Origin of the sequence: Microbacterium sp. NPDC089190 (assembly GCF_040701795.1) — a bacterium.
GTDB lineage: Bacteria > Actinomycetota > Actinomycetes > Actinomycetales > Microbacteriaceae > Microbacterium > Microbacterium galbum.
Genome location: NZ_JBFBHF010000002.1, coordinates 79560 through 105446 on the forward strand (window position 1 = coordinate 79560; position 25887 = coordinate 105446).

At 73.0% G+C, this 25887-nt stretch carries 25 protein-coding genes; 13 read left to right on the top strand and 12 right to left on the bottom strand.

From position 1 onward, the window contains the following. Positions 1-105: 105 nt before the first annotated feature. From chvE to AB0230_RS06200, 3 genes are all read right to left on the bottom strand, one after another. A complete protein-coding gene (gene chvE, locus AB0230_RS06190) occupies positions 106-1209 on the bottom strand; it encodes a multiple monosaccharide ABC transporter substrate-binding protein (protein ID WP_315995258.1) in 1104 nt (367 codons plus the stop codon). A gap of 349 nt (positions 1210-1558) precedes the next feature. Then, positions 1559-2584, bottom strand: coding sequence for a LacI family DNA-binding transcriptional regulator (locus AB0230_RS06195; protein ID WP_363578599.1), 1026 nt, complete (start codon positions 2582-2584; stop codon positions 1559-1561). A 244-nt stretch (positions 2585-2828) separates the two neighbouring features. Beyond that, a complete protein-coding gene (locus AB0230_RS06200) occupies positions 2829-4151 on the bottom strand; it encodes a M20/M25/M40 family metallo-hydrolase (protein ID WP_363389600.1) in 1323 nt (440 codons plus the stop codon). Positions 4152-4267: 116 nt separating this feature from the next. On the opposite strand from AB0230_RS06200, the gene AB0230_RS06205 reads away from it, so the two are divergent. Then, positions 4268-5251: a Gfo/Idh/MocA family oxidoreductase gene (locus tag AB0230_RS06205; RefSeq protein WP_315994675.1), complete on the top strand. Its 984-nt coding sequence runs from the start codon at positions 4268-4270 to the stop codon at positions 5249-5251. Positions 5252-5527: 276 nt separating this feature from the next. Beyond that, complete coding sequence (locus AB0230_RS06210; RefSeq protein WP_366374615.1) at positions 5528-6388, top strand: NYN domain-containing protein; 861 nt, start codon at positions 5528-5530, stop codon at positions 6386-6388. Positions 6389-6507: 119 nt separating this feature from the next. Here the strand turns inward: AB0230_RS06210 and AB0230_RS06215 are convergent, their stop codons facing one another. Together AB0230_RS06215 and AB0230_RS06220 are read right to left on the bottom strand one after the other, a co-directional pair. Further along, the gene (locus AB0230_RS06215; protein WP_363389606.1) at positions 6508-7134 is read right to left on the bottom strand and encodes a hypothetical protein; all 627 of its coding nucleotides are present in this window, start codon (positions 7132-7134) and stop codon (positions 6508-6510) included. 4 nt (positions 7135-7138) lie between these two features. Beyond that, positions 7139-8683 (bottom strand): ATP-dependent DNA ligase, encoded by a 1545-nt coding sequence (locus tag AB0230_RS06220; RefSeq protein ID WP_366375467.1) that lies wholly within the window; start codon positions 8681-8683, stop codon positions 7139-7141. Between the two features lie 185 nt (positions 8684-8868). Here AB0230_RS06220 and AB0230_RS06225 point away from each other — a divergent pair, with 185 nt between their 5' ends. Next, entirely contained in the window at positions 8869-10533 is a 1665-nt protein-coding gene (locus AB0230_RS06225) for a RecQ family ATP-dependent DNA helicase (RefSeq protein WP_366374617.1), read from the top strand. 72 nt (positions 10534-10605) lie between these two features. On the opposite strand, the gene AB0230_RS06230 is transcribed toward AB0230_RS06225, so the two are convergent. Then, on the bottom strand, positions 10606-11013 hold the full coding sequence (locus AB0230_RS06230; protein ID WP_363389612.1) for a hypothetical protein: 408 nt from the start codon (positions 11011-11013) through the stop codon (positions 10606-10608). 4 nt (positions 11014-11017) lie between these two features. Then, positions 11018-12172, bottom strand: coding sequence for a DUF418 domain-containing protein (locus AB0230_RS06235; protein WP_366374619.1), 1155 nt, complete (start codon positions 12170-12172; stop codon positions 11018-11020). A gap of 85 nt (positions 12173-12257) precedes the next feature. On the opposite strand from AB0230_RS06235, the gene AB0230_RS06240 reads away from it, so the two are divergent. Continuing rightward, positions 12258-12911 carry a TetR family transcriptional regulator C-terminal domain-containing protein gene (locus tag AB0230_RS06240; RefSeq protein WP_366374621.1) on the top strand — a complete coding sequence of 218 codons (654 nt, stop codon included), beginning with the start codon at positions 12258-12260 and terminating at the stop codon, positions 12909-12911. A gap of 139 nt (positions 12912-13050) precedes the next feature. Then, positions 13051-13542, top strand: coding sequence for an N-acetyltransferase (locus tag AB0230_RS06245; RefSeq protein WP_363389615.1), 492 nt, complete (start codon positions 13051-13053; stop codon positions 13540-13542). Positions 13543-13624: 82 nt separating this feature from the next. Here AB0230_RS06245 and AB0230_RS06250 read toward each other — a convergent pair whose 3' ends face one another. From AB0230_RS06250 to AB0230_RS06265, 4 genes are all read right to left on the bottom strand, one after another. Then, the gene (locus AB0230_RS06250) at positions 13625-14401 is read right to left on the bottom strand and encodes an LLM class flavin-dependent oxidoreductase (RefSeq protein WP_366374624.1); all 777 of its coding nucleotides are present in this window, start codon (positions 14399-14401) and stop codon (positions 13625-13627) included. Further along, the gene (locus AB0230_RS06255) at positions 14398-15279 is read right to left on the bottom strand and encodes an LLM class flavin-dependent oxidoreductase (protein WP_363389621.1); all 882 of its coding nucleotides are present in this window, start codon (positions 15277-15279) and stop codon (positions 14398-14400) included. Before AB0230_RS06255 ends, AB0230_RS06250 begins: the two co-directional genes overlap by 4 nt. A gap of 103 nt (positions 15280-15382) precedes the next feature. Continuing rightward, positions 15383-17908, bottom strand: coding sequence for an ATP-dependent Clp protease ATP-binding subunit (locus tag AB0230_RS06260; protein WP_366374627.1), 2526 nt, complete (start codon positions 17906-17908; stop codon positions 15383-15385). Positions 17909-17995: 87 nt separating this feature from the next. Next, positions 17996-18826, bottom strand: coding sequence for a hypothetical protein (locus AB0230_RS06265; protein ID WP_366374629.1), 831 nt, complete (start codon positions 18824-18826; stop codon positions 17996-17998). A gap of 75 nt (positions 18827-18901) precedes the next feature. Between AB0230_RS06265 and AB0230_RS06270 the strand changes: the two genes are divergently transcribed. The 4 genes from AB0230_RS06270 to AB0230_RS06285 all read left to right on the top strand — a co-directional run bounded on the left by AB0230_RS06270 (position 18902) and on the right by AB0230_RS06285 (position 21710). Then, positions 18902-19714 (top strand): EI24 domain-containing protein, encoded by an 813-nt coding sequence (locus AB0230_RS06270; RefSeq protein ID WP_363578587.1) that lies wholly within the window; start codon positions 18902-18904, stop codon positions 19712-19714. 24 nt (positions 19715-19738) lie between these two features. Further along, the gene (locus tag AB0230_RS06275) at positions 19739-19888 is read left to right on the top strand and encodes a hypothetical protein (protein WP_298873232.1); all 150 of its coding nucleotides are present in this window, start codon (positions 19739-19741) and stop codon (positions 19886-19888) included. Positions 19889-19943: 55 nt separating this feature from the next. Continuing rightward, the gene (locus AB0230_RS06280) at positions 19944-21047 is read left to right on the top strand and encodes a methyltransferase (RefSeq protein WP_366374632.1); all 1104 of its coding nucleotides are present in this window, start codon (positions 19944-19946) and stop codon (positions 21045-21047) included. Between the two features lie 117 nt (positions 21048-21164). After that, complete coding sequence (locus AB0230_RS06285; RefSeq protein ID WP_366374634.1) at positions 21165-21710, top strand: hypothetical protein; 546 nt, start codon at positions 21165-21167, stop codon at positions 21708-21710. 28 nt (positions 21711-21738) lie between these two features. Here AB0230_RS06285 and AB0230_RS06290 read toward each other — a convergent pair whose 3' ends face one another. Next, positions 21739-22203 (bottom strand): DUF3817 domain-containing protein, encoded by a 465-nt coding sequence (locus tag AB0230_RS06290; RefSeq protein ID WP_315994690.1) that lies wholly within the window; start codon positions 22201-22203, stop codon positions 21739-21741. A 304-nt stretch (positions 22204-22507) separates the two neighbouring features. On the opposite strand from AB0230_RS06290, the gene AB0230_RS06295 reads away from it, so the two are divergent. Genes AB0230_RS06295 through AB0230_RS06310 form a run of 4 tightly spaced genes read left to right on the top strand, consistent with a single transcriptional unit; the run spans position 22508 to position 25802 of the window. Continuing rightward, positions 22508-23533, top strand: a complete 1026-nt coding sequence (locus tag AB0230_RS06295; protein WP_315994691.1) for an FUSC family protein — start codon at positions 22508-22510, stop codon at positions 23531-23533. Positions 23534-23538: 5 nt separating this feature from the next. Beyond that, positions 23539-24024, top strand: a complete 486-nt coding sequence (locus tag AB0230_RS06300; RefSeq protein WP_363389646.1) for a hypothetical protein — start codon at positions 23539-23541, stop codon at positions 24022-24024. A gap of 18 nt (positions 24025-24042) precedes the next feature. Next, the gene (locus AB0230_RS06305) at positions 24043-24879 is read left to right on the top strand and encodes a PfkB family carbohydrate kinase (RefSeq protein ID WP_315994693.1); all 837 of its coding nucleotides are present in this window, start codon (positions 24043-24045) and stop codon (positions 24877-24879) included. Continuing rightward, positions 24876-25802, top strand: a complete 927-nt coding sequence (locus AB0230_RS06310) for a nucleoside hydrolase (RefSeq protein ID WP_366374637.1) — start codon at positions 24876-24878, stop codon at positions 25800-25802. Before AB0230_RS06305 ends, AB0230_RS06310 begins: the two co-directional genes overlap by 4 nt. Positions 25803-25887: the final 85 nt, after the last annotated feature.

Here is a 25887-nt window from a genome sequence, read left to right on the forward strand (position 1 = left end):
TCGGGATGGTGGGGCGGGCGCCGGAGGCGGACCCGCGGGAGCCTCCGCCGCGACCCGACGGGGCCGCGGCGGAGGCGGGGTGGGAGACCGGGGTCCCCCGGGGGATCAGCCCAGGTCGGACTCGGAGTAGTAGCCGCTGTCGACCAGGATCTCCTTGTAGTTGTCCTTCGTGACGATCGTCGACTCGAGCAGGTACGACGGGACGACCTTCTCGCCGTTGTCGTAGGTCTCGGTGTCGTTGACCTCGGGCTCGGTGCCCTTGCGGATGTCGTCGACCATGGTCACGGCCTGCTTGGCGAGCTCGCGCGTGTCCTTGAAGATCGTCGAGTACTGCTCACCCGCGATGATCGACTTGATCGAGCCGACCTCGGCGTCCTGACCCGTGATGACGGGCAGGTCGGAGGCCGAGTAGCCGCCCGAGGTGAGGGCCGAGATGATGCCGATCGACAGGCCGTCGTAGGGCGAGAGCACGCCGTTGAGCTTGGTGCCGCCGATGACGGTGAGGATGTTCTCCATGCGCTTCTGCGCCGTCTCGGGCAGCCAGCGGAGGATGGCCGCCTGGCCGAACTCGGTCTGGCCGGAGGGGACGACGAGCGTGCCCTTGTCCAGGTACGGCTGCAGGGTGTCGATGGCACCCTTCCAGAAGAACGTGGCGTTGTTGTCGTCGGGGCTACCGGCGAACAGCTCGACGTTGAAGGGACCGGCGGCGCCCGTCTCCTTGCCCGAGGCGTCGAGGACGCCCAGGCCCGTGAGGAGCGAGGTGGCCTGCTGCACGCCGACCTTGTAGTTGTCGAACGTCGTGTAGTAGTCGACGTTCTCGGTGCCGTTGATGAGGCGGTCGTACGCGATGACGGGGATGTTCGCGTCCTTGGCCTGCTGCAGCACGTCGGTCAGCGTGGTGCCGTCGATCGAGGCGATGATCAGGGCCTTGGCGCCCGTGGTGATCATGTTCTCGATCTGCGAGACCTGCGTGGGGATGTCGTCGTTGGCGTACTGCAGGTCGACCTGGTAGCCGAGCTCCTCGAGCTGCGACTTGACGTTGTTGCCGTCGGCGATCCACCGCTCCGACTGCTGCGTGGGCATGGCGACGCCGATGGTTCCGCCGGCCTCCTGCGAGTCGCCGCTGCCGGCGCCGGTGCGGTCTCCCGCGCAACCGGCGAGGCCGATGCCGAGCGCGAGGACGCCCGCTCCCGCGACCGCCTTGAGCATGCTGTGCTTCTTCACTCTGGTTCCCTCCGTTGGGTATGTGGCGCGGTCTCTCCCCATGGAGCCCACCGCTTCAGCGAGCGACGCACCGGCCGGGCGCAGAGGTCGGCGGGGCGAAACGAAGCCGTTCGGCGAGGCGGTGACCCGCATCGTTCGAAACCTCTTCGTCTCGACGGATCCGCTCCGCAGCGAGTCCCGTCGGCCTGTGCGACCGGTCATGTGACCGTTCACATCGTGTGTGTGATGCTACCCCGCCGCCGGAGGAAGCTGTCAAGTCCCGGTGCGCTCACCGCCAGCCGTTGCCGAAACGTGACGATTCGAGGCCAAGGCGGCACGCGCGACGCGGGCGCGGTCAGCGGGAAGGCGGTGCGGTGGAGGAGCGCACGATGAGGCGCAGCTGGGCGGGGTCCGACGACGAGTCCTCACCCGTCGCCTCGCCCAGGGCGGCGAGGAGGTCGGTCATCGCGCGGGTCCCGATCCCGACGAAGTCCTGCCGGACGGTCGTCAGCGGGGGCCAGAGGTGAGCGGATTCGGGCACGTCGTCGAACCCGACGACCGAGATGTCCTCGGGGACGGAGCGACCTATGGCCCGAACGGCATGCATGAACCCGAGCGCCATATGGTCGTTGCCCGCGAACACCGCGGTGGCGTCCTCGGTGCGCAAGAGCTCCAGCCCGGCCTCGAAACCGAACTGCGCGGTCCAGTCGCCCAGCACCGGCGGACGGGGCGACAGGTCGTTGGCATCCATCTCGGCGAGGTAGCCGCGCATGCGGTGATCGGCCTCGACCCAGTCGCGGGGCCCGGCGATGTGCAGGATGCGGGTGTGCCCCAGCTCGATGAGGTGGCGCACGGCGGCGCGGGCACCGGCCGTCTGATCGTTGTGGGATGTCGCGGTGCCGGTGGACGCGACGATCTGCACCGGAACCGGGAGCTTCAGCTCGTCGAGGATCGGGACCACCCGTGTCTGCGGCGCGACGGCGATCAGCCCCTCGATCGACTGCTGCATGAGGTGGTCGATGGAGGACCGCACGTCGCCGGGGGCACTGGTGGCGAGATTGGTGATCGTGAGCCGATAGCCCGCAGCGCGGGCGGCCGACTCGATCGCCTGGACCATCGAGGCGACGCCGTGCGTGGGCGTGCGCGGACCCAGCACGCCGATGAGCTTCGACCGGCTGGTCGCCAGCGCGCGGGCCGCCTGGTTCGGCACGAACTTCAGCTCGGCGATGGCGGAACGCACCTTGGCGGCGGTCTCGGGCCGCAGCGCGGAACTGTTGTTGATGACCCGCGAGACGGTCTGGTACGACACCCCGGCGAGCCGCGCGACATCGCGGATGCTCGGGGCGCGCCCCGTGGTCTCCGGGATGTCGGTGTCGCTCATCAGCCGCCTCATTGCGGGTCGCGCGCGTTGCGTGACCGGTCACACGAGAATAGCCGACGCGGCGCGATTCCCCGTTCCCGGCCCGTTCTCCCCGCTCCGACCACTCGCCGCAGACTTCCCGTCGCCGACGAAACCGCCGCCGGCTGCCGCCCCGATGTCAGCCGGATGCCGTCTCGCGCGGCCCGCGGCGCGGGGCGACCCGCTCGGCGACACCCCGCGCTCACGCGGGCCGGCACGAGTGCGCTCAGGAACGCAGCAGGGCGCCGTAGAACCGAATGCCGCGCAGCCACACGTCGACACGGATGCGCTCGTCGGGCGCGTGCAGGGCGTCGCGCTCGGAGCGGGTGAGGTGGAACGGGGCGAAGCGGTACACGGCATCCGTCAGTCCCGTGTAGAAGCGGCTGTCGCTCGCCCCCAGCTGCAGGTACGGCAGGGGGACGACGTCGTCGCCGAGGGTCTCGGTCACGGTCCGAGACAGCCGCCGCCACGCCTCCCCCCGCCAGGGCGAGACCGGCGACGGATCGTCTCCGTGGCGCAGCTCGATGTCGACGAGGGGGTCGCGCACCGCGCGCCGCAGATGGATCGCCGCGTCCGCGAGCGTGTCGCCGGTGAGCAGCCGCACGTTGACGCTCGCCCGCGCGGTGGTGGCCAGCACGTTCTCGCCCGGCGATCCCTCCAAGCGGGTGACCACGGCGGTCGTGCGCACGAGGGCGTTGGTCTCGGGACCGAGCGCCGACAGCACGACGGTGAGCACGGGTGCCGCCAGCCGCGGGCGTCGGAACACCGAGGCCAACGGCTCCGCGACGTGGGCGGCGGCGGTGGCGAGCATCGCGTGCACGGGAGGGGCGAGACGCCGAGGGAACGGGTGGCGCCGCAGTCGGTCGATCGCCCGCGCCAGCCGCGCCGTGGCCGGCATCGGCGGCGGCGTCGACGCGTGTCCGCCCGCCTCGCGGGTGACGAGGTCGAAGGTGGCGACCCCGCGCTCGGCGACCCCGATCATCGCCGTCGGCGCCGCGACCCCGGGAACCGCGCCGTCGACGACCGCTCCGCCCTCGTCGAGCACCAGCGCCGGTCGCACGCCCCGCTCCGCGAGGAGCCGCGCCATCGCACGGGCCCCGGTCCCGCGTGTCTCCTCGTCGTGGCCGAACGCGAGCCAGACGTCGGCCCGCGGTACGACGCCCTCGGCGAGCGCCTCCTCGACCGCTTCGAAGACGGCGACGAGCGCCCCCTTGTCGTCGATCGCGCCGCGGGCGTGGATCGTGGCATCCGGCCCCTCGCCTTCGATATCGGCGGCGAAGGGGTCGTGGCGCCAGGATTGCCCCTCGATCGGGACGACGTCCTGGTGCGCGAGGAGCAGCAGCGGCGCCTCGGTCGAGGCGCCCGGCCAGCGGTACAGCAACGAATGACCGGCGACGACCTCGCGCTCGAGGTGCGCATGCGTGAGGGGGTAGAGGCGCTCGAGCGCGTCGCGGAAGAGCACGAACGCGTCGTCGTCGACCTCGGCCGGATCGGCTCGGGAGACCGTGGGGATGGACAGCAGCTCACGGAAGCGCTCGACGGGCGTCATGCGACGAGCCTACGGGCCGTCCCGCCGCGCGTGCGGGGCCGCCCGCGTCGCCGGCGGAGGTGCGCGCGGCGTCCTGTCGGCGCCCGTGCGGCCCGGGCACGGATACGGTGGAGCGCATGACCGGACTGCACTGGGGCATCCTCGCAACGGGCGGCATCGCGCACGCCTTCACCTCCGACCTGCGCACCGCGGGCCTCGACGTCACCGCCGTCGGCTCGCGGAGCCTCGACAGCGCGCGGGAATTCGCCGCGGCGTACGACATCGCGCACGCGCACGGCTCGTACGACGACCTCGTGGCCGACCCCGACGTCGACATCGTCTACATCGCCACCCCGCACCCCTCGCATGTCGAGAACGCGCTGCTCGCCCTCGACCACGGCAAGCACGTGCTGGTCGAGAAGCCGTTCACCCTGAACGAGGCGGAGGCCGCAGCCATCCGCGAGAAGGCGGCCGAGAAGGGCCTGCTGGCGATGGAGGCGATGTGGACGCGCTACCTGCCGCACATGGTGCGCATCCGCGAGATCATCGCCGCCGGAACGCTCGGTGAGATCCGCGTCGTCGCCGCCGACCACACGCAGAAGATCTCGACCGACCCCGCGCACCGCCTCAACGACCTCGCCCTCGGCGGCGGCGCCCTGCTCGACCTCGGCATCTACCCGATCTCGTTCGCCGTCGACGTGCTGGGCCTGCCCGAGCAGGTGTCGGCACTCGCCCGGATCTCGGATGCCGGCAGCGACGCCGAGGTGGCGACCATGTTCGTGCACGAGGGCGGCGCCCTGTCGACCACGGTGTCGTCATCGCGCGCGGCGGGCGCCGACACGGCGCAGGTCGTCGGGACCGAGGCCCGCATCGAGATCGACCGCGTCTGGTACACGCCCACCTCGTTCCGGGTGATCACCTCCGACGGCACGGTCACAGAGGAGTTCACCAGCGAGATCGAGGGGCGCGGCATGCAGTTCCAGGCTCTCGCGGCGGAGCGCCTCGTCGCCGACGGCGCGATCTCGAGCGATGTGCTGGGGATCGACGAGACCGTCGCGATCATGGGCGTGCTCGACGAGGTGCGTCGTCAGATCGGCGTGGTGTATCCCGGCGAGCGCTGAGCGCGCCGCCCGTCACCCGCCCCGTCCGACCCCGTGGTCGGGCGGGGCGTCGCGTTTCAAGCAAAGAAGCGGGGCCGCACGGGCGGTGGTTGCGCGCCGGGCGGACCGGGATTCGGCCGCGGCGCATCGGTGCGCGGACCGGGCCCCGGCCCGGCGGCATCCGGGACGCCTCCTCGGCGCAATGGCCGCACGCAGCGCGTGACGGACCACGGCGGGACGGATGCCGGATCGCACCGCGGCTACCCGGGAGGGGTCGCGACCGGTCAGACTGGAGGCATGCCCGACACCCAGACCGCCCGCGTCGCCGTCTACCTCGACTTCGACAACATCGTGATGTCGTGGTACGACCGCGTGCACGGGCGCAACGCGTATTCGCGCGACCGACAGAAGATCGCCGAGAACCCCATGGACTCCGAGATCGCGGAACGCCTCACCAAGGCGACCATCGACGTGGGCGCCGTGATCGACTACGCGGCCTCGTTCGGCACGCTCGTGCTCACGCGCGCGTACGCCGACTGGTCGGCTCCGGTGAACGCCGAGTACCGCTCGCAGCTGGTGGCGCGCGCCGTCGACCTCGTGCAGCTCTTCCCCGCGGCGGCGTACGCGAAGAACGGAGCCGACATCCGGCTCGCGGTGGATGCCGTGGAAGACATGTTCCGCCTCCCCGACCTGACGCACGTCGTGATCGTCGCCGGCGACAGCGATTACGTCCCGCTCGCTCAGCGCGTCAAGCGCCTCGGTCGCTACGTCGTGGGCGTGGGGGTGGCGGGGTCGACGGCGAAGTCGCTCGCCGCGGCCTGCGACCGCTTCGACGCATACGACTCGCTGCCCGGCATCCCGAATCTCGCCGAGACGAAGAAGGATGCCGCGCCCTCGCGGCCCCGCGCCCGCAAGCGCTCGAAGGACCCGGCGGTCGACCTGCTCGACCGCGCCATGCAGCTGGAGGCCGAACGCGCCGACGGCGAGTGGCTGCACGCCTCGGCGGTCAAGGACCTCATGAAGCGCCTCGACCCGTCGTTCAGCGAGAAGGCGCTCGGGTTCCGCAGCTTCTCGGACTTCCTCAAGGCCCAGACCGACCACGTCGAGGTCGACGAGGAGTCGAACGTCGTGCAGGTGCGCGCGGTCGCCAGAAGCTGAGGCGCGCGGGCGGCTCCGCAGCCCCCCTGGTCGAGTGTCCAGAACACCCGGACGCCGAAGGAAATCGTCCGGGTGTCGTGGACACTCGATGGTGGCGGAGGGCGCGCGGGAGCGGCGTGTCAGCGGCGCTCGGTGCCGGGCGCGACGTGCGCGAGCACGCGCTCCCAGACCGACGTCAGCGTGACGTGTCCGTTGATCGAGCCGATCTCGTCGGCGGGGATGACCTCCATCTCGGCGACGCGCATGCGCTCGACGTACCACTGCGCGTCGGCGGGGTGCGCGGGCCCCTCGCCACCCACGATCACGAGCGCCTCGGCATCCAGGTGGTCGAGGAGAGGGGTGCGCAGGTCGCGACTGAGGGGGTCGACGGGACTCTCGACGCCCACGATCGCGAGACGGTCCACGACCGGGCCCATGGCGGCGGCCAGATAGATCGCGATCGGCCCCGCCGATCGTTCGCCGACCAGCCCCACCGTCGCGCCGGGGGCCTCGCGGTCGAGTAGCGCCCGGAGCGCCTCGACGGTGAGACCGGCGGGCGTCTGGCCGCCGAAGACCGGCGGGTCCTCGAGCTCCGGAGCATCGAGGCCGACCGCCACGACGCGCACGTCGAAGGCCGAGGTCACGCGGGCATCGGGATCGGTCGTGGCGACGTCTCCGGTGCGCAGCACGACGACCACGCGCGGAGCACCGGGGGTGCCGAAGCTGCGGTAGCCGAGTTCGCCGTCGAGCCAGGGGGCCAGACTCATCGCGTCATCCTTCCGTCGCCGCACCGCCGCCGGGCAGCAGCGCGCGCAGGGTGTCGATCGTGTCGGCCTCGGCCGCGGGCTTGTCGGAGCGGTACTGCTTCACCCGGGCGAAGCGCAGGGCCACTCCCCCGGGATAGCGGACCGACCGCTGCACGCCGTCGATCGCGATCTCGACGACGGTGTCGGGGACGACACGGATGCCGCCGGGCACCTCGCCCGTCTCGCGTTCGGCGAAGTGCGCCGTCTGCCAGGTCAGCAGTTCGTCGGTGAGGCCCTTGAACGTCTTGCCGACCATGACGAAACCGCCCGGTTCGCCGAAGACCCCCTCGGGATCGCGGGCACCGAGGTGGAGGTTGGAGTACCAGCCCGACCGGCGACCCGAGCCGCGCTCGACGCCGAGCACGACGAGGTCGAACGTGTGCACCGGCTTGACCTTGAGCCAGCTCTTGCCGCGGCGGCCCGCGGTGTAGGCCGCGTCGAGCCCCTTGATCATGACGCCCTCGTGACCCGCCGCCAGGGCGTCGCGTGCGAAGGCGTCTGCGGCGTCGGAGTCGTCGGTGACGACGGCCGGGATGCGCCAGGCCGCCGCCACCCGCTCGAGCGCGTCGAGGCGCGCTCCGAGGGGTTCGTCGACGAGGTCGCTCCCGTCGAGATGCAGGATGTCGAAGAACCACGGTCGCAGGGCGATCTCGCGCGCGGCCTCGGCGCCGAATCGCGCCATGGTGTCTTGGAAGGGGCGCGGGGCACCGTCGTCGTCGAGTGACAACGTCTCGCCGTCGAGGATCACCGCCTCGACGGGCAGAGCCCTCACGACCTCCACGATCTCGGGGACGCGGTGGGTGACGTCGGCGAGGGTGCGGGTGTACACGTGCACCTCGTCGCCCTGGCGGTGCACCTGCACGCGCGCGCCGTCGAGCTTGTACTCCACCGAGGCGCGCCCCGCGACGGCCAGCGCCTCCGCGACGGAGGTGGCGGTCGAGGCGAGCATGGGCTGCACGCCGCGGCCGACGACGAGTCCCACGGCATCCAGCTCGGCGTCCGAGCCCGTGAGGGCGACGAGCGCGGTGCCGCCGAGGTCGCCCGAAAGCATCGCCGCGCGTCGCACCGCGGTACCGTCGCGATCGGAGGCCCGGGCGACGGCATCCAGAAGCACGCCTTCGAGGGCACCCGTGCGCAATTCGCCCGTCATCACCCGCACGAGCAGGTGCCACTCGGCGGCCGTGGCGCGACCGGCCACCTCGTCGAGCAGTGCGGTGCGCTGCGCGGCCGATCCGCTGCCGCCGAGGGCCACGAGTCGGTCGAAGGCCTCGTCGACGTCGGAGACGGTCAGCGACGGGGTGTCGGCGTGCTCTCCCCCGCGGCTGGACAGCGTCTTCCACCCGACGCCGAGTCGCCCCTGGCGCGGGGAGGCGGTGAGGATCCCCACCGCGGGGACGATCTCGTCGGGCGCGAGCCCGCGCAGCAGTTGCGCGAGGGCGTCGACCTTCGCCAGACGCGAGCGCGTGCCGGTCACCGCCGCGAGCGCCGTCTCGATGTCGCCGAAGAGCATGTCGGCATCCTGGCATCCCCCTCCGACATCGCCGCGCCGCTTGCGTCGGCGCTCGGCGCGTGCCACCTCGCCGGACGGTGCGCCTCGCGCGTCGCGCACCACACGTCGGCCCCGCCCGCAACCCCCGAGCCGTTGCGGAACGCCTGAGGTGTGCTGGAGGACCTCCCCCCAGGAATGAGGCCTTCGTGAACGCTCCCGCCACCCTCGAACAGTCCGCCCGCACCGCCCGCGAGGTCTTCGGGTGGGACGACCTGCTCCCGGGGCAGGCCGAGGCGATCGACGCGGTGGTCAGCGGACGCGACACCCTCGTCGTCTTCCCCACCGGCGCCGGCAAGTCGGCGGTGTACCAGATCGCGGGGTGCGAACTCGGCGGCGTGACGGTGGTCATCTCGCCCCTCCTCGCCCTGCAGCGCGACCAGATCGACTCGATCGACCGCGCTCCCGACGCCCCCGCCGCCGTCGCGCTGAACTCCCGCACGAGCGCGAGCGCGAAGCGCGCCGCGTGGGCCGCCATCGAGGGCGACGATGCGGTGTACGCCTTCCTCGCCCCCGAGCAGCTGGCCAACAGCGAGGTGTTCGACCGTCTCGCGCGCGCCGACGTGCGGCTCGTGGTGATCGACGAGGCGCACTGCGTCTCGGCCTGGGGCCACGATTTCCGGCCCGACTACGCGCGCATCGGCGATGCCGTCGAAGCGCTGGGCCATCCCCCGGTGCTGGCGCTCACCGCCACGGCATCCGCCCCCGTCCGAGACGACATCGTCTCGAGCCTCGGCATGCGCGACCCGCACCTCGAGGTGCGCGGGATGGACCGCCCCGAGATCCACATGGCCGTCCGCCGACACGAGCACGACGACGACAAGCGTCGTGCCGTGATCGCGGATGTGCAGGATGCCGACGGTCCGACGCTCGTGTACGTGGCGACGCGCAAGGAGACCGACGCCTACGCCGACGAGCTCGCCGACCTCGGGCTGCGCGCGGCGCCGTATCACGGGGCCATGGCGCAGAAGCGACGCGACGAGGTGCACGCCGCGTGGAGCGCGGGCGACCTCGACGTCGTCGTGGCCACCTCCGCCTTCGGCATGGGCGTCGACAAGTCCGACGTGCGCCTGGTCGTGCACGCCGACGTGACGGAGTCGCTGGACTCGTACGCCCAGGAGATCGGCCGCGCGGCGCGCGACGGCCGCCCCGCCCGCGCGATCCTGCACTACCGCGCCGAGGACTTCTCGCTGCGGTCGTTCTTCGCCGGTGGGCACAGTAAGCGCGCCGATGTCGCCGGGGTCTGGGACGAGCTGCGGCGGGCGGAGAAGCCGATGCGCGCGAAGGACATCGCCGCGTCGTCGGGCCGCTCGGTCCGCGCCATCGGGCGCGTGCTCAATCAGCTGGTCGCGTGCGAGCTCGCCGAGTCGGGTCCCGACGGCGTCTCCGCGCGCACGAAGGCGTCGGCGGGCGATGCGGTGGCCGCGGTCCGCGATCGCGACGAGGCCGAGGAGCGCGTCCGCGCCTCACGCATCGAGATCATGCGCGGCTACGCCGAGACCTCGCACTGCCGCCGTCGAGCCCTGCTGGAGTACTTCGGTGTCGAGACCCCGACCCACTGCGGGTCGTGCGACCGCTGCGACGCGGACGCCACCGCTCCGGCCCCGGTCGAGACGACGGCCCCGGATGCCGCGGCGGCCGACGCGGACGGCATCCGCATCGATTCCGTCGTCCACCACGGCGAGTTCGGCACCGGGACGGTGATGGGCGTCGAGGAGGACCGCCTCACGGTGTTCTTCCCCGAGCACGGGTACAAGGTGCTGGCCCGCGCGGCGTTCGAGACCGGCGTGCTGGAGCTGGGCGAAGCGGCCTGAGGCGCGGGGCTCGCGCTCGCGCGAGGTCGCAGGTGCGGGGGCGGTACGCGCGAAGCGGTCTGAGGCGCGGGGTCAGTGCTCGCGCGTCGCCCACCACGCCCACGCCACGAGCGGCGGCTGCAGGAACAGGCGGAGGAAACGCGACCGGTCGGTGTTCAGGCCCGGGGCCGAGCGGCCCGTGCGCCACTGGTGCACGTTGCCCGGGAACACCGCGACGAAGAACGCGGCGATCGCCGCCCCGACACGCCGCCGCTCCGCCGGAAGGGCGATCAGCGCGACCCCGAGCACCATCTCCACGGCGCCGGATGCCACGACGATGGCGTCCTTGTCGGTGTGCAGCAGTCGCGTCGCCCATCCCGGGACGACGATGCGGTAGCCACGACGCCCCCACGTGAGGTGGCCCGCGCCCGCCGCCACCAGCAGGAGGGCCAGCGCGCCGCGCGAGACCGATCGGAGTGTGGGGCGTCGTCGTCGTGGCATCCGGTCAGTCTGCCACCGCGCTCGACGCGCGGGGCCGATCGTGGGGGATCTCGAGACGCGGGCGGCGTCCCTCCGCGGCAGCGCGCCACAGCCACTCCACCGGTCCGAGCGCGAACCGACGCAGCCAGAGATGGGCGGACACGGCGACCACCCCCGTGATGACGACGAACGCCAGGACGGTCACCGGAACGCGCCAGGCCTGGGCGCTCTCGGCCACCCCGAGACCCCAGCCGTAGAAGAGCGCGCCCCCGAGCAGGTTCTGCAGGAGGTAGGCGCTGAGGGCTACGCGACCGACCTCCCTCCCGCGTCGGGCGAACCACCCCTCGGTCCCGCGCCGCAGGCACAGCTCCGCCACGAGCCCCAGGATGCCGAGGGCCACCACGGGCGCGACCACATAGCGCTCGAGCAGCAGACTGCCCGGCGATGCCGTCAGTGCGAGAGCCACATCGATCGGCACGGCGACGGCACCGGCCGTCATGAGACGTCGACGCACGCGCGCGCCTGCGTCGCCGAAGACCTCGGCTCGCCACAACGCCGCGCCCGTCAGGAACATCGCGACCGAGAGGAAACCGATCAGCACCGGCTCCGCCCGGAAGACGGCGACGTTGTCGAGGCGGAAGAGCGCGAGGCCGAGGAAGGACTCCGTCGCGTACGGGCTGGGTCCGGCGGGGAGACCGGCGTCGACATCTGCGCCGGGCACGGCCGTCAGCAGCAGCACGAGCGCGGAGATGAGGGCGAGGTGGAGTGCACCGAAAGCGAGGATCATCGCGCGCTGAGCCCGCGGCCGCGTCAACAGCAGCACCGACACCACGGCGGCAGTGACGGCGTAGCCCATGAGCACGTCGAACTCCGCGATGAGCACGTAGTTCACCACGCCGTCCACGAACAGCAGGGTGGCGCGCCAGAGGTAGCGTCCGGGCCAGCGCCGCGCGCGGCGCCGCGCTGCACGGTGCTGGATGGCGAGACCGACGCCGAAGGTGAGCGAGAGCAGGGCGAGGAACTTCCCCTGCGCGAGGGCCATGAGCACCAGCTGCGTCGTCGCGGCCCCCGCGGATTCGTCCGGCAGCACCGGGTCGTCCAGCATCCCCCACAGGCCCCACGGATGCGAGAAGACCCAGATGTTCGTGGCGAGAGTGCCGATCAGGGCGATACCGCGCACGACATCGAGCGTGTCGATCCGGCGAGACCCCGTCGGCCCGGGCAATACGTTCGTATTGTTCACGGGTTCACCGTAGCCTACGACGGTGACCTCCTCCCCTCCCCCGCGCGCCACGCGCGCGGGTATCGCCGAGGCGGTGCTGGAGGTGCTGTCGGAACGCGGTGCCGACGCGCTGAGCGTGCGCAACGTCGCCGCCGCCGCGGGGGTGTCGGTGGGCGCCGTGCAGCACCACTTCCCCACGCGCGCCGCGCTCGTCACCGGAGCGATGGATGCTGTCACGGCCGGTTTCCGCGCTCGTCTTTCGACCGCGCTGACCGACGTCGACTCCGCCCCTCGCCGCCTGGAGGTCTTCTGCGCCGAGCTCGCCGCGCTCGGAGATGCCGGTCGTCGTGACGCCGTCGTGTGGACCGCGTTCGCGTCACGCGCCGGCACCGATCCCGACGTCCGCGAGATCCATCGGAGGGAATGGGCGCTCACGGAGGCCGGCTTACAGGCTCTGCTGGCGGCCGCTTACCCCGACGCCGGGATCGACGCGGACGACGCGGGGCTCGTCCTCGCCGTCCTCGACGGCATCGCCGTGGCGCGCGGCGCCGAGGGCGATGAACGCATGTCGCCGGATCGGGGGCGACGTCTCATCGACGCGACGCTGGCGCACTTCGCCACTCGACGCGGAGGTCGACCTGCCGTCACCCCTCCGGTGGAGGGCGCGGGTCTCGCCGACGAGGGCCGCCTCGGGTGAACGGACCCGCTGCCCCGAGCGCCGTCGGGCGCGGCCGCACGACGCGTGGGGCCGACGCGAGCGCGGAGCGGGCGTCCGGCCGCGGCGCCGACCCGCGTGCCCGGAGGCGCCCGATGCCCGCGTCTCCTAAGCTCTCGCCATGACGCCCGCGGAGACGACCATCACCATCCGTCCGGCCCGCCCCGAGGATGCCGAGGGCATCGCGTTCGTGCACGCGACCTCGTGGCGCGAGACGTACGGGCGGTTCGTCGACGATCCGGAGACGAACCCGTGGTTCGCCGTCGAGCCGCGGATCGGCATGTGGCGGTCGAACCTCGCCGATGACGTCCTCTCGACGGTGGTGGCCGTCGCCGGGGAACGCATCGTCGGGTTCGCGTCCGTGCAACCGACCCCGGATCCCGACGCCGCGCGACCGGAAGAGCTGACCATGATCTACGTCCTCAACGCCGCCCACGGGACGGGAGCGGGGCAGAGCCTTCTCGATGCCGTCCTGGGCGAACGACCCGCCTCGCTGTGGGTGGCCGCCGACAATCCCCGCGCCCGTGCGTTCTACCGCCGGAACGGCTTCGTCGCGGACGGGGCGCAGTCCTCGTTCGGCCCGATGAAGGAGACCGTCCGGTTGGTGCGCTGAGTCGGACGACGCGGCGCGGCGGCGCAGCACGAGCCCCGCGTCCCGGACCCGACCCGGCGCGGGCGCGCGCGGGTCGCGCCTCTCAGCCCGGGTTCGGCGCCGTCCGTCGCGCGAAGTCGACGTAGGCGGCCACGGTGTCGTCCGGCACGATCGCACGGAGCACGACCTCGTCGGCGGCGGCGGCGTAGGCGTCGAGGGCGTCGGCGAGCTCGGTGACGTCGCGGATCGTCGTGTCGATGGCATCCACCCCCATCCGCTCGAAATTCGCGGCGTAATTCGGGAACGACGCGTAGCGCGCCGTCTCGGCCTCGAGGCGCTCGCGCGCCGCGGGGACGATGGCGGTGCGCACGTAGACCGCCACGTGCGTCTCGGGTGCGATGTCATGCAGGGCGGCTGCCTGATCGGCGGCCTCGGTCGGCGGTACCCAGTTCAGCAGCACGCCGTCGGCGCGCTCGGCGGCGAGGCGGCGCATCTTCGGGCCCAGTGCCCCGACCAGAACGCGCGGCAGACCGGCGGCGTGCAGCTCGTCGGCGGCCGCGCGTACGCGGGCGAGGGCGCCCTCACGCGCCATGCCCGAGCCGATGCCGATCGTCACGCGATCGGACGGGAGCGACAGGGATGCCGCGTCGGCGGCGATCGCGGACGCGGGGCGACGATCCACCGGCACGACGCCCGTCGCGAGCCGGAGGCGTTCGGTCACGCGCGCGGCCGCGGCGACCGCCGCGAGGGCGTCACCGTCGGGGGTGTCGTTGACCCACAGGGTGTGGAACCCGGCCTTCTCGACCTCGGGGGCGATCTCGGCGATCGCGTCGGGACCGAGCGACCCGGCGACGCCGAGCGAGACGACGCCCCGGGTCATGACACGCCCCCGGCGTCGGGGACCGCGACCGCGACCTGACCCACCGCCGAGAAGAACGCGCGGAGGTCGACGTCGTCGGTGGGCAGCAGCACCACGTCGTCAACGCCCGCCGCCTGGAACCGGGCGACCCCCTCGGCGACCTCGGACACGGATCCCGCGAGCACCCGGTCGGCGGCGTCGGGGCGGTCGGCGAGCACGGCCGTCGCGCGATCGTGGGCGTCGGGTCCGAAAGCCGTGAGCACGTACGCCACGACATCGGCCCGACCCGCGCGGCCGGCCGCACGACGCGCGGTCTGCACGGTCTCGACGGCGGCGGCGATCTCGGCGACGGTGTGCCGGCTGTCGAGCACCACGCCGTCGGCCACCTCTCCCGCGAGGGCGAGCGTCTTCGGCCCCTCCGCCGCGGCGTAGACGAGAGGAGCGGCCGCCGGCGGCCAGTCGAGCGCGACGTCGCGGAGTGTCACGTAGCGCCCTTCGGCGTTCACCGTCTCACCCGCCAGCAGGGCGCGCAGGGCCGGGAGCTGTTCCCGCATGAGCGTCAGCGGAGACGCGGCCTTGGCGCCGACCTGGCGCATCCAGTCCTGCACGCCGTGCCCGAAGCCCGGAAGGAGCCGCTGCGGGAACATGCGCTCGATCGTGGCCACCTCCATCGCGGAGGCGGCGACGTTGCGCAGCGGGAGCGGCGCGATGCCCACGCCGACGCGGAGGTGGTCGGTCACGGCGAGGGCCGCGGCCGCAGCCGCCCAGGCGGACGAGCGGAAGCAGTCCTCCCACAGCCACAACTCCTCGACGCCGGCATCCTCCGCCGCGCGTGCGGCGTCGCGCAGCTCTTCGGGCGGGTGGGGGTACGGGCTGAAGATCGTGCCGATACGACTCATGCGTCTACTCTGCCCCGAACCTCCGACATCCGGGCAGGGGTGGCGCCCGCGGACGACGACGCCCCCGGCGCCGAAGCACCGGGGGCGTCGAAGAAACCGCGCGTCAGGCGGCGACGGCCGACACGACGGGCATCACCACGAACGCCGAATCCGTGGCATCCACCGTCACCGTCCCGCCGTCGCTCAGGGCGCCGGAGACGAACAGGTCGGCGATGCGATCGTCGACCTCGCGCTGGATGACGCGGCGCAGCGGCCGGGCGCCGTACTCGGGCTCGTACCCGACCTCGGCGAGGCGGTCGATCGCCGCATCCGTGACCTCGAGAGTCACCTCGCGGCCCGCGAGCCGGCGCGAGGTGGCGCCCAGCAGCAGCCGCACGATCTCGCGCAGCTGCGCCTTATCGAGCTTGCGGAACAGCACGATGTCGTCGATGCGGTTGAGGAACTCCGGCCGCATCGCCTCGCGGAGCTTGCCCATCACGCGGTCGCGCAGGTCGTCCTCGGCGAAGTCGCGACCCGTGGTGGTGAAGCCGATGGCCCCCGAGCGGGATGCCAGCACTTCGGCGCCCAGGTTCGAGGTCATCACGATCACGGTGTTGCGGAAGTCGACCGTCCGCCCCTGACCGTCGGTCAGTCGACCGTCGTCGAGCACCTGCAGAAGCAGGGTGAACACATCGGGGTGGGCCTTCTCGATCTCGTCGAACAGCACGACCGCATAGGGGTTGCGGCGCACGCGCTCGGTGAGCTGACCGGCCTCGTCGTAGCCGACGTATCCCGGAGGGGCACCGATCAGACGCGATACGGTGTGACGCTCGCCGAACTCGCTCATGTCGAAGCGGATGACGGAACCGTCGTCGTCGAAGAGGGAGCCGGCGAGCGCTTTCGCAAGCTCGGTCTTGCCGACGCCGGTGGGTCCGAGGAAGAGGAACGATCCGACGGGCCGGTTCTCGTCCCCCATGCCGGTGCGGTTGCGGCGCACGGCCTTGGCGACAGCGGCGACCGCGTCGTCCTGCCCGATGACGCGGGCGTGCAGCTCCGTCTCGAGCTCGGCGAGGCGTCCGCGCTCGGTGGCGGTGAGACGGGCGACCGGGATGCCGGTGGCCCGGCTGATGACCGCGGCGATCTCGGGTTCGTCCACCACCGCGGCGCCGCGCGGGGCGGTCGTCGCATCGTCGAGCCGGCTCTGCACGGCGGCGATCTCGTCGCGCAGGCGCGAGGCCTCCTCGTAGTGCTCGGCGGACACGGCGGCGTTCTTGTCGGCCTCGAGGGTGGCCAGCCGTTCGAGGAGCGCCGAGGTGTCGACCGAGACGCCCAGGCGCAGGCGCAGCCGGGCTCCGGCCTGATCGATCAGGTCGATCGCCTTGTCGGGCAGCACGCGGTCGGGCAGGTAGCGGTCGCTGAGTTCCACCGCGGCGCGCAGCGCGTCGTCGGTGTAGGCGACGGCGTGGTGCTGCTCGTAGGCGGCGCGCAGGCCGCGCAGGATCTCCACGGCATCCGTGATCGAGGGCTCCCCCACGCGCACGGGTTGCAGGCGCCGCTCGAGGGCGGGGTCCTTCTCGATCGTGCGGTACTCGCGCAGGGTGGTCGCCCCGATCAGGTGCACGTCGCCGCGAGCGAGCCGGGGCTTGAGGATGTTGCCGGCATCCATCGATCCGTCGCCGCTGCCGCCCGCGCCGACGAGGGTGTGCACCTCGTCGATGAAGACGACGAGCTTGTCGGATGCCGAGATCTCGTCCATCGTCTGGGTGAGGCGCTCCTCGAAATCGCCGCGGTAGCGGGCACCCGCGAGCATCGCGGCCAGATCGAGCGAGACCACGCGGGTGTCGCGCAGCTGCTCGGGCACCTCGTCCGCGACGATCGCACGGGCGAGTCCTTCGACGACCGCGGTCTTGCCCACGCCGGCCTCGCCGATGAGCACGGGGTTGTTCTTCGTGCGACGACTGAGGATCTCGATGGTCTGCTCGATCTCGTCGGTGCGGCCGATCACGGGGTCGAGTTCGCCCGCCGCGGCGCGCGCGGTGAGATCGGTGCCGAAGCGGTCGAGGTTCGGGGTCGTGGATGCCGCCTCGGTCGGGGCATCGCTCTGCTCCCCGCCCACGACGGTCTCGCGCACGCCCTGGGTCAGGGCTTCGGCGGTGACGCCGGCCTGCGCGAGGATCTGCCCGGCCGGGGCGTCCTGCGCGAGTACGAGAGCGAAGAAGAGGTGGTCGGGGTCGACGTAGGTCGAGCCCGCGGCGCGGGCGACCTGGAAGGCGTGGAAGAGGGCGCGCTGCACGGAACCCGCGACGACCGCTCCGTCGACGTGCGCCGGGGCGCCCGCGGCGGGCAGGCGGCTCTCGGCGGCACGCGCGATCGCGGCCGGGTCGGCGCCGAGTCGGGCCACGGCGTCCTTCGCGGGCGAGCGCCCCACGAGCACGTGCAGCACGTGCAGGGCGTCGAGTTCACGCTGCCCGCGGCCGAGGGCGAAGCGACCGGCCTCCTGGAGCGCGTCCTGCGTCCGCGCGCTCAGGAACCGGCTGAGGTCGATCGAACGCTCGGCGCGTGCCTGCTCGCCCGCGAGGTAGCGCGCGAGGAACTCGTCGAACGACTGGGCGCCGTCTTCCCCGGCGCCGGGGGTGAAGTCTTCGGGCAATTCCGTCTCCTGTGATACGTGAGTGCGGTTGGCTCAAGTCTGCAACTTGAGCACCGTCGTATCAACTTCAACGCGTCACCCGCGCGGCTATTCCCGGGTAGCCGCGATCGACGGGTCGACCTCGTCCCAGAGCTCCACCGTCTGCACGATCCAGAACACCGCGAACAGTGCCAGCGCCACCGACTCCCCCACCAGCACCACCGGGATGCCGCGCTGCTCCACCCCCGCGAGAACCCCGACGATCAGCAGCACCAGAGTGGCCGCGATGGCCCCCGCCACCGTCGCGTACGCCACGCGCAGGCGGCTCCGCCTCACCCGCGCGGGCCGGGGGCGCCACGCGGCCAGGCCCGCCACGACGGCGATGAGCACGAAGAACGCGACGGCGGCGGCCTCGTGCGCGCGCGCGAGGAAGGCCTCGGGCGCCACCCGGGCCCAGACGCCGCCGCCGAGCACGATCGCCGTGATCACCGCGGCCGTCGTCACCACCCCGCGACTCCGCGTGCCCTGCACCCGCGCGAGCACGATCGCGACCACGACCCCCAGGAGAACCACGGATGCCACCGCTCCCGCGTTGTTCGCGACCGTCGCGCGCACCTCGGGCGGGATGCATCGCACGTCGACACCGCAGGAGACCGAGGTCGGCACGAACGCGATGACGAGGGCGAGCACGGCCGCGACGTCGAGCAGCCCCTGTTCCACACTGCGCCCCGACAGGGCGAGCAGCGCCAGCGCGATGGCGCTGAGAGCGCCCACGAAGACGGGACCGGCGGGCGTGTAGTACGCCGCACTCACCGAGGGGAGCACGCCCCTCCCGACCAGTTCGATCCCGACGCCGACGGCGAGGAACACCGTGGCCCCCACGATCGCGAGCCGCACGTACCGGTACGTGCGCTGGGTCGACGTCGTGCGGATGCGCATACCCGCATCCTGGCAGGAGCCGCCGACACGACCGGTCGCCCGGCGGGTGTCGGCGGCGTCTGGAAGACTTCCCGCATGCGCGAATTCCTCGCCGGAGCAGGTCTCCTCGCTCGTGGGCTCGGCCAATGGCGTCGCACGCCGGGCGCGATGGCGCTCGGACTCATCCCCGGGACGCTCGTGGGCCTCGTCTTCGGCGGCGCCCTCGTGGCCTGGGGTCTGGTCCTGCCCGGTCTCGTCGACGACTGGACGCCCTTCGCCGACGGCTGGGCGCCCTTCTGGGCGGGGGCGCTGCGCACCGCGATCGGGGTCGCGTCGTTCGGCGCGGCCCTGCTGCTGGCCGTCGTGTCGTTCACCGCCGTCACCCTCGCCGTCGGCGAGCCGTTCTACGACCGCATCTGGCGCGCCACCGAACGCAGCGCCACGGGCGAGGTCCCCGAGGCCGAGTACGGCTTCTGGCGAGCCGTCGGCGACAGCGCACTGCTCATCCTCCGCGGCATCCCGGCCGCTCTCCTCGCCTGGCTGCTGGGCCTGATCCCCTTCGTCGGCGGGGTCGCGGGGTTCGTCGCCGGCGTGCTGCTCACCGGCTGGCTCCTCGCCGACGAGCTCACCTCCCGCGCCCTCTCGGCGCGGGGCCTCGACCGGCGCGCGCGTCGCGCGATCATCCGCGCGCATCGCGCCCGCGCCCTCGGATTCGGGGTCGCCACCCAGCTCTGCTTCCTCGTGCCGTTCGGCGCGGTGGCCGTCATGCCCGCGGCCGTCGCCGGCAGCACCCTCTGGGCGCACGCCGCCCTCGGGTCCGCCGCGTCGCCCCCTCAGACGAGGGAGGCCGACAGGGCCGCGACGCAACCCGCGCCGGCCGCGGACCGTTCCTCCGACGCGGCACGATAGCCTGGAGCGACCGAAGGGATCTTCATGTTCATCGTCTCGCTCATCCTGTTCGTCGGCGGCATGCTGCTGACGGGACTGTCGTTCTCGCTCGCGGCCCCCGCGCTGTTCTTCGCCCTCGGCATCCTGCTGGTCACGGCGTCCCTGGCCCTGCCCTTCCACTTCGGCACGCGGTAAGTCCTCCGCTCGGCGTCCGCGTGAGCGGCGCCGAGCCGCCGGGTACCGTTGCACGGTGCCCTTCTCGTTCGACGCCCTCCGTCGCCGCCCCGATCTCGAGGGTCCCGACCTCGTCGCCGTCGACGCCGCCGATCGCCTGATCCTCGACGAGTCGGCCGTCGCCCGCGCCGACCTCCCTGACGGCGCCCTCGTCGTCATCGGCGACACGCACGGCGCGCTCACCCTGGCCTCCGCCGACGCGGGGGCGCGCGGCATCCGCGTGCATCAGGACGAGCTGCTCGGCGAACGGGCGCTGGCCGCGAACGCTTCCGACGCCGGGCTCGACGAGGCCTTCACCTCGCTCCCGCTCGATGCCGACCTGCTGCGCGGTGCGCGCGTCGTGCTGATGCGCCTTCCCCGCTCGCTGCGGGCCCTGGCCGATGCGGCCGGGCTCATCGCCCTGCACGCGCACCCTGAGGTGCAGGTGTTCGCGGGCGGGCGCATCAAGCACATGACGCTCGCGATGAACGAGGTGCTCCGCGAGCACTTCGACCGCGTCGACGTCTCGCACGCGCGGCAGAAGTCGCGCGTGCTCCTCGCCCGCGGACCGCGCGGCGGCGCGACCCCGGTCCCCGACGAGGCGGAGGTCGACGGCATCCGGATCCGCGCCTTCGGCGGCGCGTTCGCGGGAGCCTCGATCGACATCGGCACCCGCCTGCTCCTCGCCCACCTGCCCGCCCCGCGCGGCGACGAGGCGATCGACCTCGCGTGCGGCACGGGGGTCGTGGCGGCGGCGCTGGCCGTGCGCACCCCCTCGCTGCACGTCGTCGCGTGCGATCAGTCCGCGGTCGCCGTCGCCTCGGCCCGGGCCACCGCGGCGGCCAACGGCGTCGCCGACCGCGTGCGCGTCGACCGCGACGACGTACTGGGGGCGAGACCGGATGCCAGCAGCTCCTTCATCGCGCTCAATCCCCCGTTCCACGCGGGTGCGGCCCTCGCCGACGGTCTCGCTCCCCGCATGTTCGCCGACGCCGCGCGCGTGCTGCGGCCGGGCGGCGAGCTGTGGACCGTGTGGAACTCCGCCCTGCAGTATCGACCCGCCCTCGAGCGCCTCGTCGGCCCGACCCGCCAGGTCGCCCGCGACCGCAAGTTCACCGTGACGGTGTCGACGAAGCGGTGACCGACCGAGGGGACGCGACGGCGGGACATGCCGTGTCCCCGTCGCAGGCAAGCCGTCGCATCGGCACGCGCTTGGGCGTAGATTCGGGGACGCTCGACGAGGAGGGAGGACAGCACCATGCGCGTGCCCGCCATCGCCACCTCTCTCGTCGTCCTCTCGGCACTGCTCTCCGGCCCCGAGCCCGCCCTGGCCGACACGCGCGCCGACCCGCTGGATGCGACGGTGTCGACACCGGCGCTCGCCGACTGCTCGAGCATCACGGCGACGGGACGCGAGTACGCCCGCCTGCACGGCATCGCCCTGTGCGGGGCCGATTCCGCTCCGGCATCCGCGCCCCTGCGCACAGAGCAGGTCGGCGGCGAGGAATGCGGGTCGGCGACGCTGGTCATGACCAGCCGCGGCGGCGGCGTCGCCACGGTCGAGTGGCGCGTCGAGTCGACGACCGGGCCGGTGCTCGGGGTCGAGCTCGACGTGTCGACCGCGGGCCGCTCGGGCGACACGATGCGGCGGTTCATCGATGACGCCGCCAGTCAGCGCGTGCGCCGGAGCACGGTGGCGTTCCTGGGCGTGGGGCGGGCGGTGGCGACCGTCTCGGGCACCGTCACCACCTTCCTGGCGACGTGCCGCATCGCGCCCGCGAGCGTGCGCATCCACGTGCGGTGACGCCCGCGCACCACCGCCGCGCGGGCGGTCAGCCCTTGCCGCCCGGCGGACCCGCGATCAGCAGCACGACGAACACCAGCGCGACGACCACGACCAGCACGAGGCCCAGAATCGCGGGTCGGCGCAGGAAGAAGCGCAACAGGCGGTCGAGCGGGCGACGATCGCGCGGATCCGACGTCTCGTCGAGTCGCCAGGCACCCTGCAGGCGTCCCGTGCGGTGCAGCCAGATCTCCGTCGGCACGGTGGCGTACGGGATGACGGCGCTCACGACCGCGATCGCGGCCGGGCCGAAGCCCCACCGCTGATTCAACGCCACCAGCACGGCCGTGGCGCCGTAGGCGAGGAACACGAAGCCGTGGATGCCGCCGCCGATCGACACCGCGATCGGCAGGTCGGCCGTGGCCCGCAGGATGAGGCCGGCGATGAGCAACGTCCACGAGACCGCCTCGGCGATCGCGAGGGTGCGGAACAGGGTCAGGGGCGTGCGGAACACGTCTCTCCTCGATCGGTCGGGACTTCCCACCCTACGGAAGGGCTCGACGGGTCACCCGGGCACCTTTCGACGTCGAGACGTCCCGCCGCCATCACTCGATCGGCTGGTCGTCGCCGTCCAGGCTCGGGTCGGAACGCTCCCCCTCGGCGGCCGTGGTGGTGTCGGGCTCGGGCCCGGGTTCGATCGGGGGCTTCTCGCGGTCGGCATCCATGCCCCCACCTCACCAGATCCCCGCGCGCAGGCCACGGCCTTGACGCCGCCATCTCGGAACGGATGCCGCCCACCCGGCGCGTAGGCTGGAGGGGTGGCGGAATCCCGGGGGCGCGTGTGGACCGGCGTCATCCGGGTCGGCCCCCACCGGGGCGATCATCGGGTCGCGGTGCGCGCGGTGCTCAGCGTCGGCATCCCCCTGATCGCCCTCCTGCTGCTGAACCGCCTCGACCTCGCCGTCTACGCGAGCTTCGGCGCGTTCGCCGCCCTGTACGGCCGCACCGACGCGCCGCGAGCCCGTGTGCGCATGCAGGCGACGGCGGGGGTGATCCTCGTCGGTTCGATGCTCGTGGGCACCGCCCTGTCGGCCCTGTCGACGCCCGCCCCCGTCAGCGTCGCGGTCGTCGCCGTGCTCGCCGCGATCGTGACGCTCTTCGCTTACCGCGCCCAGTGGCATCCTCCCGGCGCGCTCTTCGCGGTGTTCGCCGCGGGAGCCACCGCGAGCTTCCCGGCGACGGCGTCGACGTTCGCGACCGTCGTCGTGGTCGGCGGCGCGAGCGTGGCGTGGAGCCTGCTCGTCACGACCGTCTTCGTGCTGGCACGCCGGGGGTCGTGGGCGCGTCCGACGCGCCCCCGGCCGTCGATCGGCGCGGTGGCCGGGGAGATGACCGCGACCGTCGGAATCGCCGCACTGCTCGCCGGCATCGCGGGGGCGCTGCTGGTCGGGACGCACTGGTACTGGGCGATGGTCGGCGCCGTCGCCGCGGTCGGCGGGGCTCACGTCACCGCGCGCCTCATCCGGGGCGTCCAGCGTCTCGTGGGCACCCTGCTCGGTGTGCTGATCGCGGCGGGGCTGCTCGCCCTCCACCTCCCGCCGTGGCTCGTCATCGCCGTGGCGGTCGTGCTGCAGGCCGGGGCCGAATTGTTCGTGGGGCGCAACTACGGCATCGCGATGCTCTTCATCACCCCGCTCGCGCTGCTGATGATCTCCCTCGCCTCGCCGGCCTCCCCCGACCTGCTGTTGCGCGACCGCGTGATCGAGACGGTCATCGGCGTCGCGGTCGGCACCGCGGTGGCGATCGTCTCCGCCGGACTCCGCCGCCGCGGAACGCGGGGGTGACGACGATGGATGCCCCCTCCCCCCGCCGCCTCGGACACGACGCCGCCGAGCGCATCAGTGCGGGCTGCTACGGCGCGCTCGTCTCGGCATCCACGCTCATCGGGCTGAGCGACAGCGAGCTGGGACTCGTCGTGGCCGTGGTCGCGCTGACGAATCTCGTGTACTTCGCGACGCATGTCTTCGCGTACTCGCTCGGCGACACCTCCACCGAGCGCCCGTCGAGGATCTTCCGCCACCACCTCGCGGTGAGCGCGCCCATGGTGTCGGTGACGTTCCTGCCGCTGCTCGTGGTCGTGCTCCTCGTCGCGTTCGGTGTCGCCCTGGCGACCGCGCTGCTCTGGGGCGTCGGGGTGGCGATGGCCTACCTCGTCGTCGTCGCAACGGCCGGAGCGCGCCTGCGGGGGTACTCCCTCGTCGGCGTCGTCCTGACGGCGATCGGGGCCGCACTGGTGTCGGCGCTGCTGATCGTGGCGAAGCTGTTGCTGCACTGACCTCGAAAGGACCCGCGCATGCCCTCCCCCTCCCTCACCGTCGTCGGTGCGATCAACGTCGACCTCACCGCGCGCGTGGATCGCGCGCCCGCCGCGGGCGAGACCGTCGCCGACGGCGTGCTGCAGCGCGGACCCGGGGGAAAGGGCGCCAACCAGGCGGTCGCCGCGGCCCGCCTCGGCGCCGCCGTGCGTCTGGTCGGCGCGGTCGGCGACGACCTCGACGGGCGCGGGATCCGCACGCAGCTCGCGGCCGAGGGCATCGACGCCTCCGGGGTGCAGACGGCGTCGGCCGCCACGGGAACGGCGCTCATCGTCGTCGATGCGACCGGCGAGAACTCGATCGTGGTGTGCCCGGGGGCGAACGCCGAGATCGACGCGACGCACCTGCGCATCGAGCCCGACAGCGCCGTGCTGCTGCAGCTCGAAGTGTCGGATGCCGTCGTGATCGCCGCCGCGCGCGCGTCGAGCTTCCTCGCCGTCAACGCCGCCCCCGCCCGCCCGCTCCCGCCCGGCGTGCTCGAGAAGTGCGACGTCGTCATCGTCAACGAGACCGAGTACGCACAGCTCCCCGAGGTGCACGACGTGCCGCTGCTGTGCGTGACGCTGGGCGCCGCGGGTGCTCGCCTGTACCGTTACGGCGAGCTCGCGGCATCCGCCCCGGGACTCGCCTCGACCGTCGTCAACACCGTCGGCGCGGGCGACGCGTTCTGCGCGGCCCTGGTCTGCGGTCTGCTGCGCGGCGACTCCGATGAGACCGCGCTCGTGCGCGCGTGCGCCGTGGGGGCCGCCGCGGTCGCCGATCCCGCCTCGCAACCCCGTCTCTCCCACCTCGACACCTACGGAGCCGACGCATGACCCGCCGCCCGATCCTCGTCGACTGCGACACCGGCATCGACGACGCGCTCGCCCTGGCGTACCTGCTGGCCGAGCCGGCGGTCGAGGTCGTCGGCGTCACGACGGTGTCGGGGAACACGGATGCCGCCCGCGCGGCCGCCAACACGCTCTCGCTGTTCGAGCTCGCGGGGGTGCACGACATCCCGGTGGCGATCGGCGCGCACGACTTCCGCGGTCGGGCCTACGCCGGAGGCGCTCCCCACGTGCACGGCGACGACGGCGTCGGCGGCATCGCCCTGACCGCCGCCGCCCGGACCCACGACGCGCGACCCGCGGTCGAGCTCATCGATCACCTGGCGACGCGGCATCCCGATCTCACCGTTCTCGCCCTCGGTCCGCTCACCAACCTCGCCGCCTACGCCGAGACGTCCGGAGTCGCCGCCTTCGACCACCTCGTCGTGATGGGCGGCGCCTTCGCCCACTCCGGCAACGTCACGGCGTGGGCCGAGGCGAACATTCACAACGACCCCGAGGCGGCGGCCGTCGTGTTCGCGCAGGACTGGGACACCACCCTCGTGCCGCTGGACGTCACCATGACGCAGACGCTCGACGAGGCCGACCTCGTGCGCCTCGAGGCGATCCCGGGCGCCCTGCCGCGGGCGCTGGCCGCGATGCTGCCGCTGTACCTCGACTTCTACGCCGGACGCGTCTTCCCCGATCGCCGGTGCGCCCTGCACGATCCCCTCGCCGCGATGGTCGCCGCGGGGGCGCTGCGGGGCGTGAGCGTCACCTCGGGACACGTCGACGTGCGCCTCGAGCGCGGCGAACGCGGGCGCACGGTGTCGTCGCGCGGCTCCGACACGCAGCGCTGGGTGCGCGGCATGGAGGGCTCCGCGGTCGAGGTGCTGCTCGAGCGGCTCGAGGCGCGGGAGTGGCCGGTCTGACGCGCTCGCGCCGGGCCGGCGCGCCGCTGATCGCGGGCGGGGCCGGTTCCGCGAGAGGCTGTCGATGCCGGCGGGGTCGGCTCCG

Coding starts and splice junctions, on each gene's coding strand:
- AB0230_RS06215 (WP_363389606.1), bottom strand. CDS start 7,134: ATGAGTCTGGCCCCCTGGCTCGACGGCGAACTCGGCTACCGCAGCTTC.
- AB0230_RS06270 (WP_363578587.1), top strand. CDS start 18,902: ATGCGCGAATTCCTCGCCGGAGCAGGTCTCCTCGCTCGTGGGCTCGGC.
- AB0230_RS06205 (WP_315994675.1), top strand. CDS start 4,268: ATGACCGGACTGCACTGGGGCATCCTCGCAACGGGCGGCATCGCGCAC.
- AB0230_RS06220 (WP_366375467.1), bottom strand. CDS start 8,683: ATGCTCTTCGGCGACATCGAGACGGCGCTCGCGGCGGTGACCGGCACG.
- AB0230_RS06250 (WP_366374624.1), bottom strand. CDS start 14,401: ATGACCCGGGGCGTCGTCTCGCTCGGCGTCGCCGGGTCGCTCGGTCCC.
- AB0230_RS06285 (WP_366374634.1), top strand. CDS start 21,165: ATGCGCGTGCCCGCCATCGCCACCTCTCTCGTCGTCCTCTCGGCACTG.
- AB0230_RS06210 (WP_366374615.1), top strand. CDS start 5,528: ATGCCCGACACCCAGACCGCCCGCGTCGCCGTCTACCTCGACTTCGAC.
- AB0230_RS06265 (WP_366374629.1), bottom strand. CDS start 18,826: ATGCGCATCCGCACGACGTCGACCCAGCGCACGTACCGGTACGTGCGG.
- AB0230_RS06300 (WP_363389646.1), top strand. CDS start 23,539: ATGGATGCCCCCTCCCCCCGCCGCCTCGGACACGACGCCGCCGAGCGC.
- AB0230_RS06305 (WP_315994693.1), top strand. CDS start 24,043: ATGCCCTCCCCCTCCCTCACCGTCGTCGGTGCGATCAACGTCGACCTC.
- AB0230_RS06255 (WP_363389621.1), bottom strand. CDS start 15,279: ATGAGTCGTATCGGCACGATCTTCAGCCCGTACCCCCACCCGCCCGAA.
- AB0230_RS06310 (WP_366374637.1), top strand. CDS start 24,876: ATGACCCGCCGCCCGATCCTCGTCGACTGCGACACCGGCATCGACGAC.
- AB0230_RS06245 (WP_363389615.1), top strand. CDS start 13,051: ATGACGCCCGCGGAGACGACCATCACCATCCGTCCGGCCCGCCCCGAG.
- AB0230_RS06275 (WP_298873232.1), top strand. CDS start 19,739: ATGTTCATCGTCTCGCTCATCCTGTTCGTCGGCGGCATGCTGCTGACG.
- AB0230_RS06195 (WP_363578599.1), bottom strand. CDS start 2,584: ATGAGCGACACCGACATCCCGGAGACCACGGGGCGCGCCCCGAGCATC.
- AB0230_RS06200 (WP_363389600.1), bottom strand. CDS start 4,151: ATGACGCCCGTCGAGCGCTTCCGTGAGCTGCTGTCCATCCCCACGGTC.
- AB0230_RS06230 (WP_363389612.1), bottom strand. CDS start 11,013: ATGCCACGACGACGACGCCCCACACTCCGATCGGTCTCGCGCGGCGCG.
- chvE (WP_315995258.1), bottom strand. CDS start 1,209: ATGCTCAAGGCGGTCGCGGGAGCGGGCGTCCTCGCGCTCGGCATCGGC.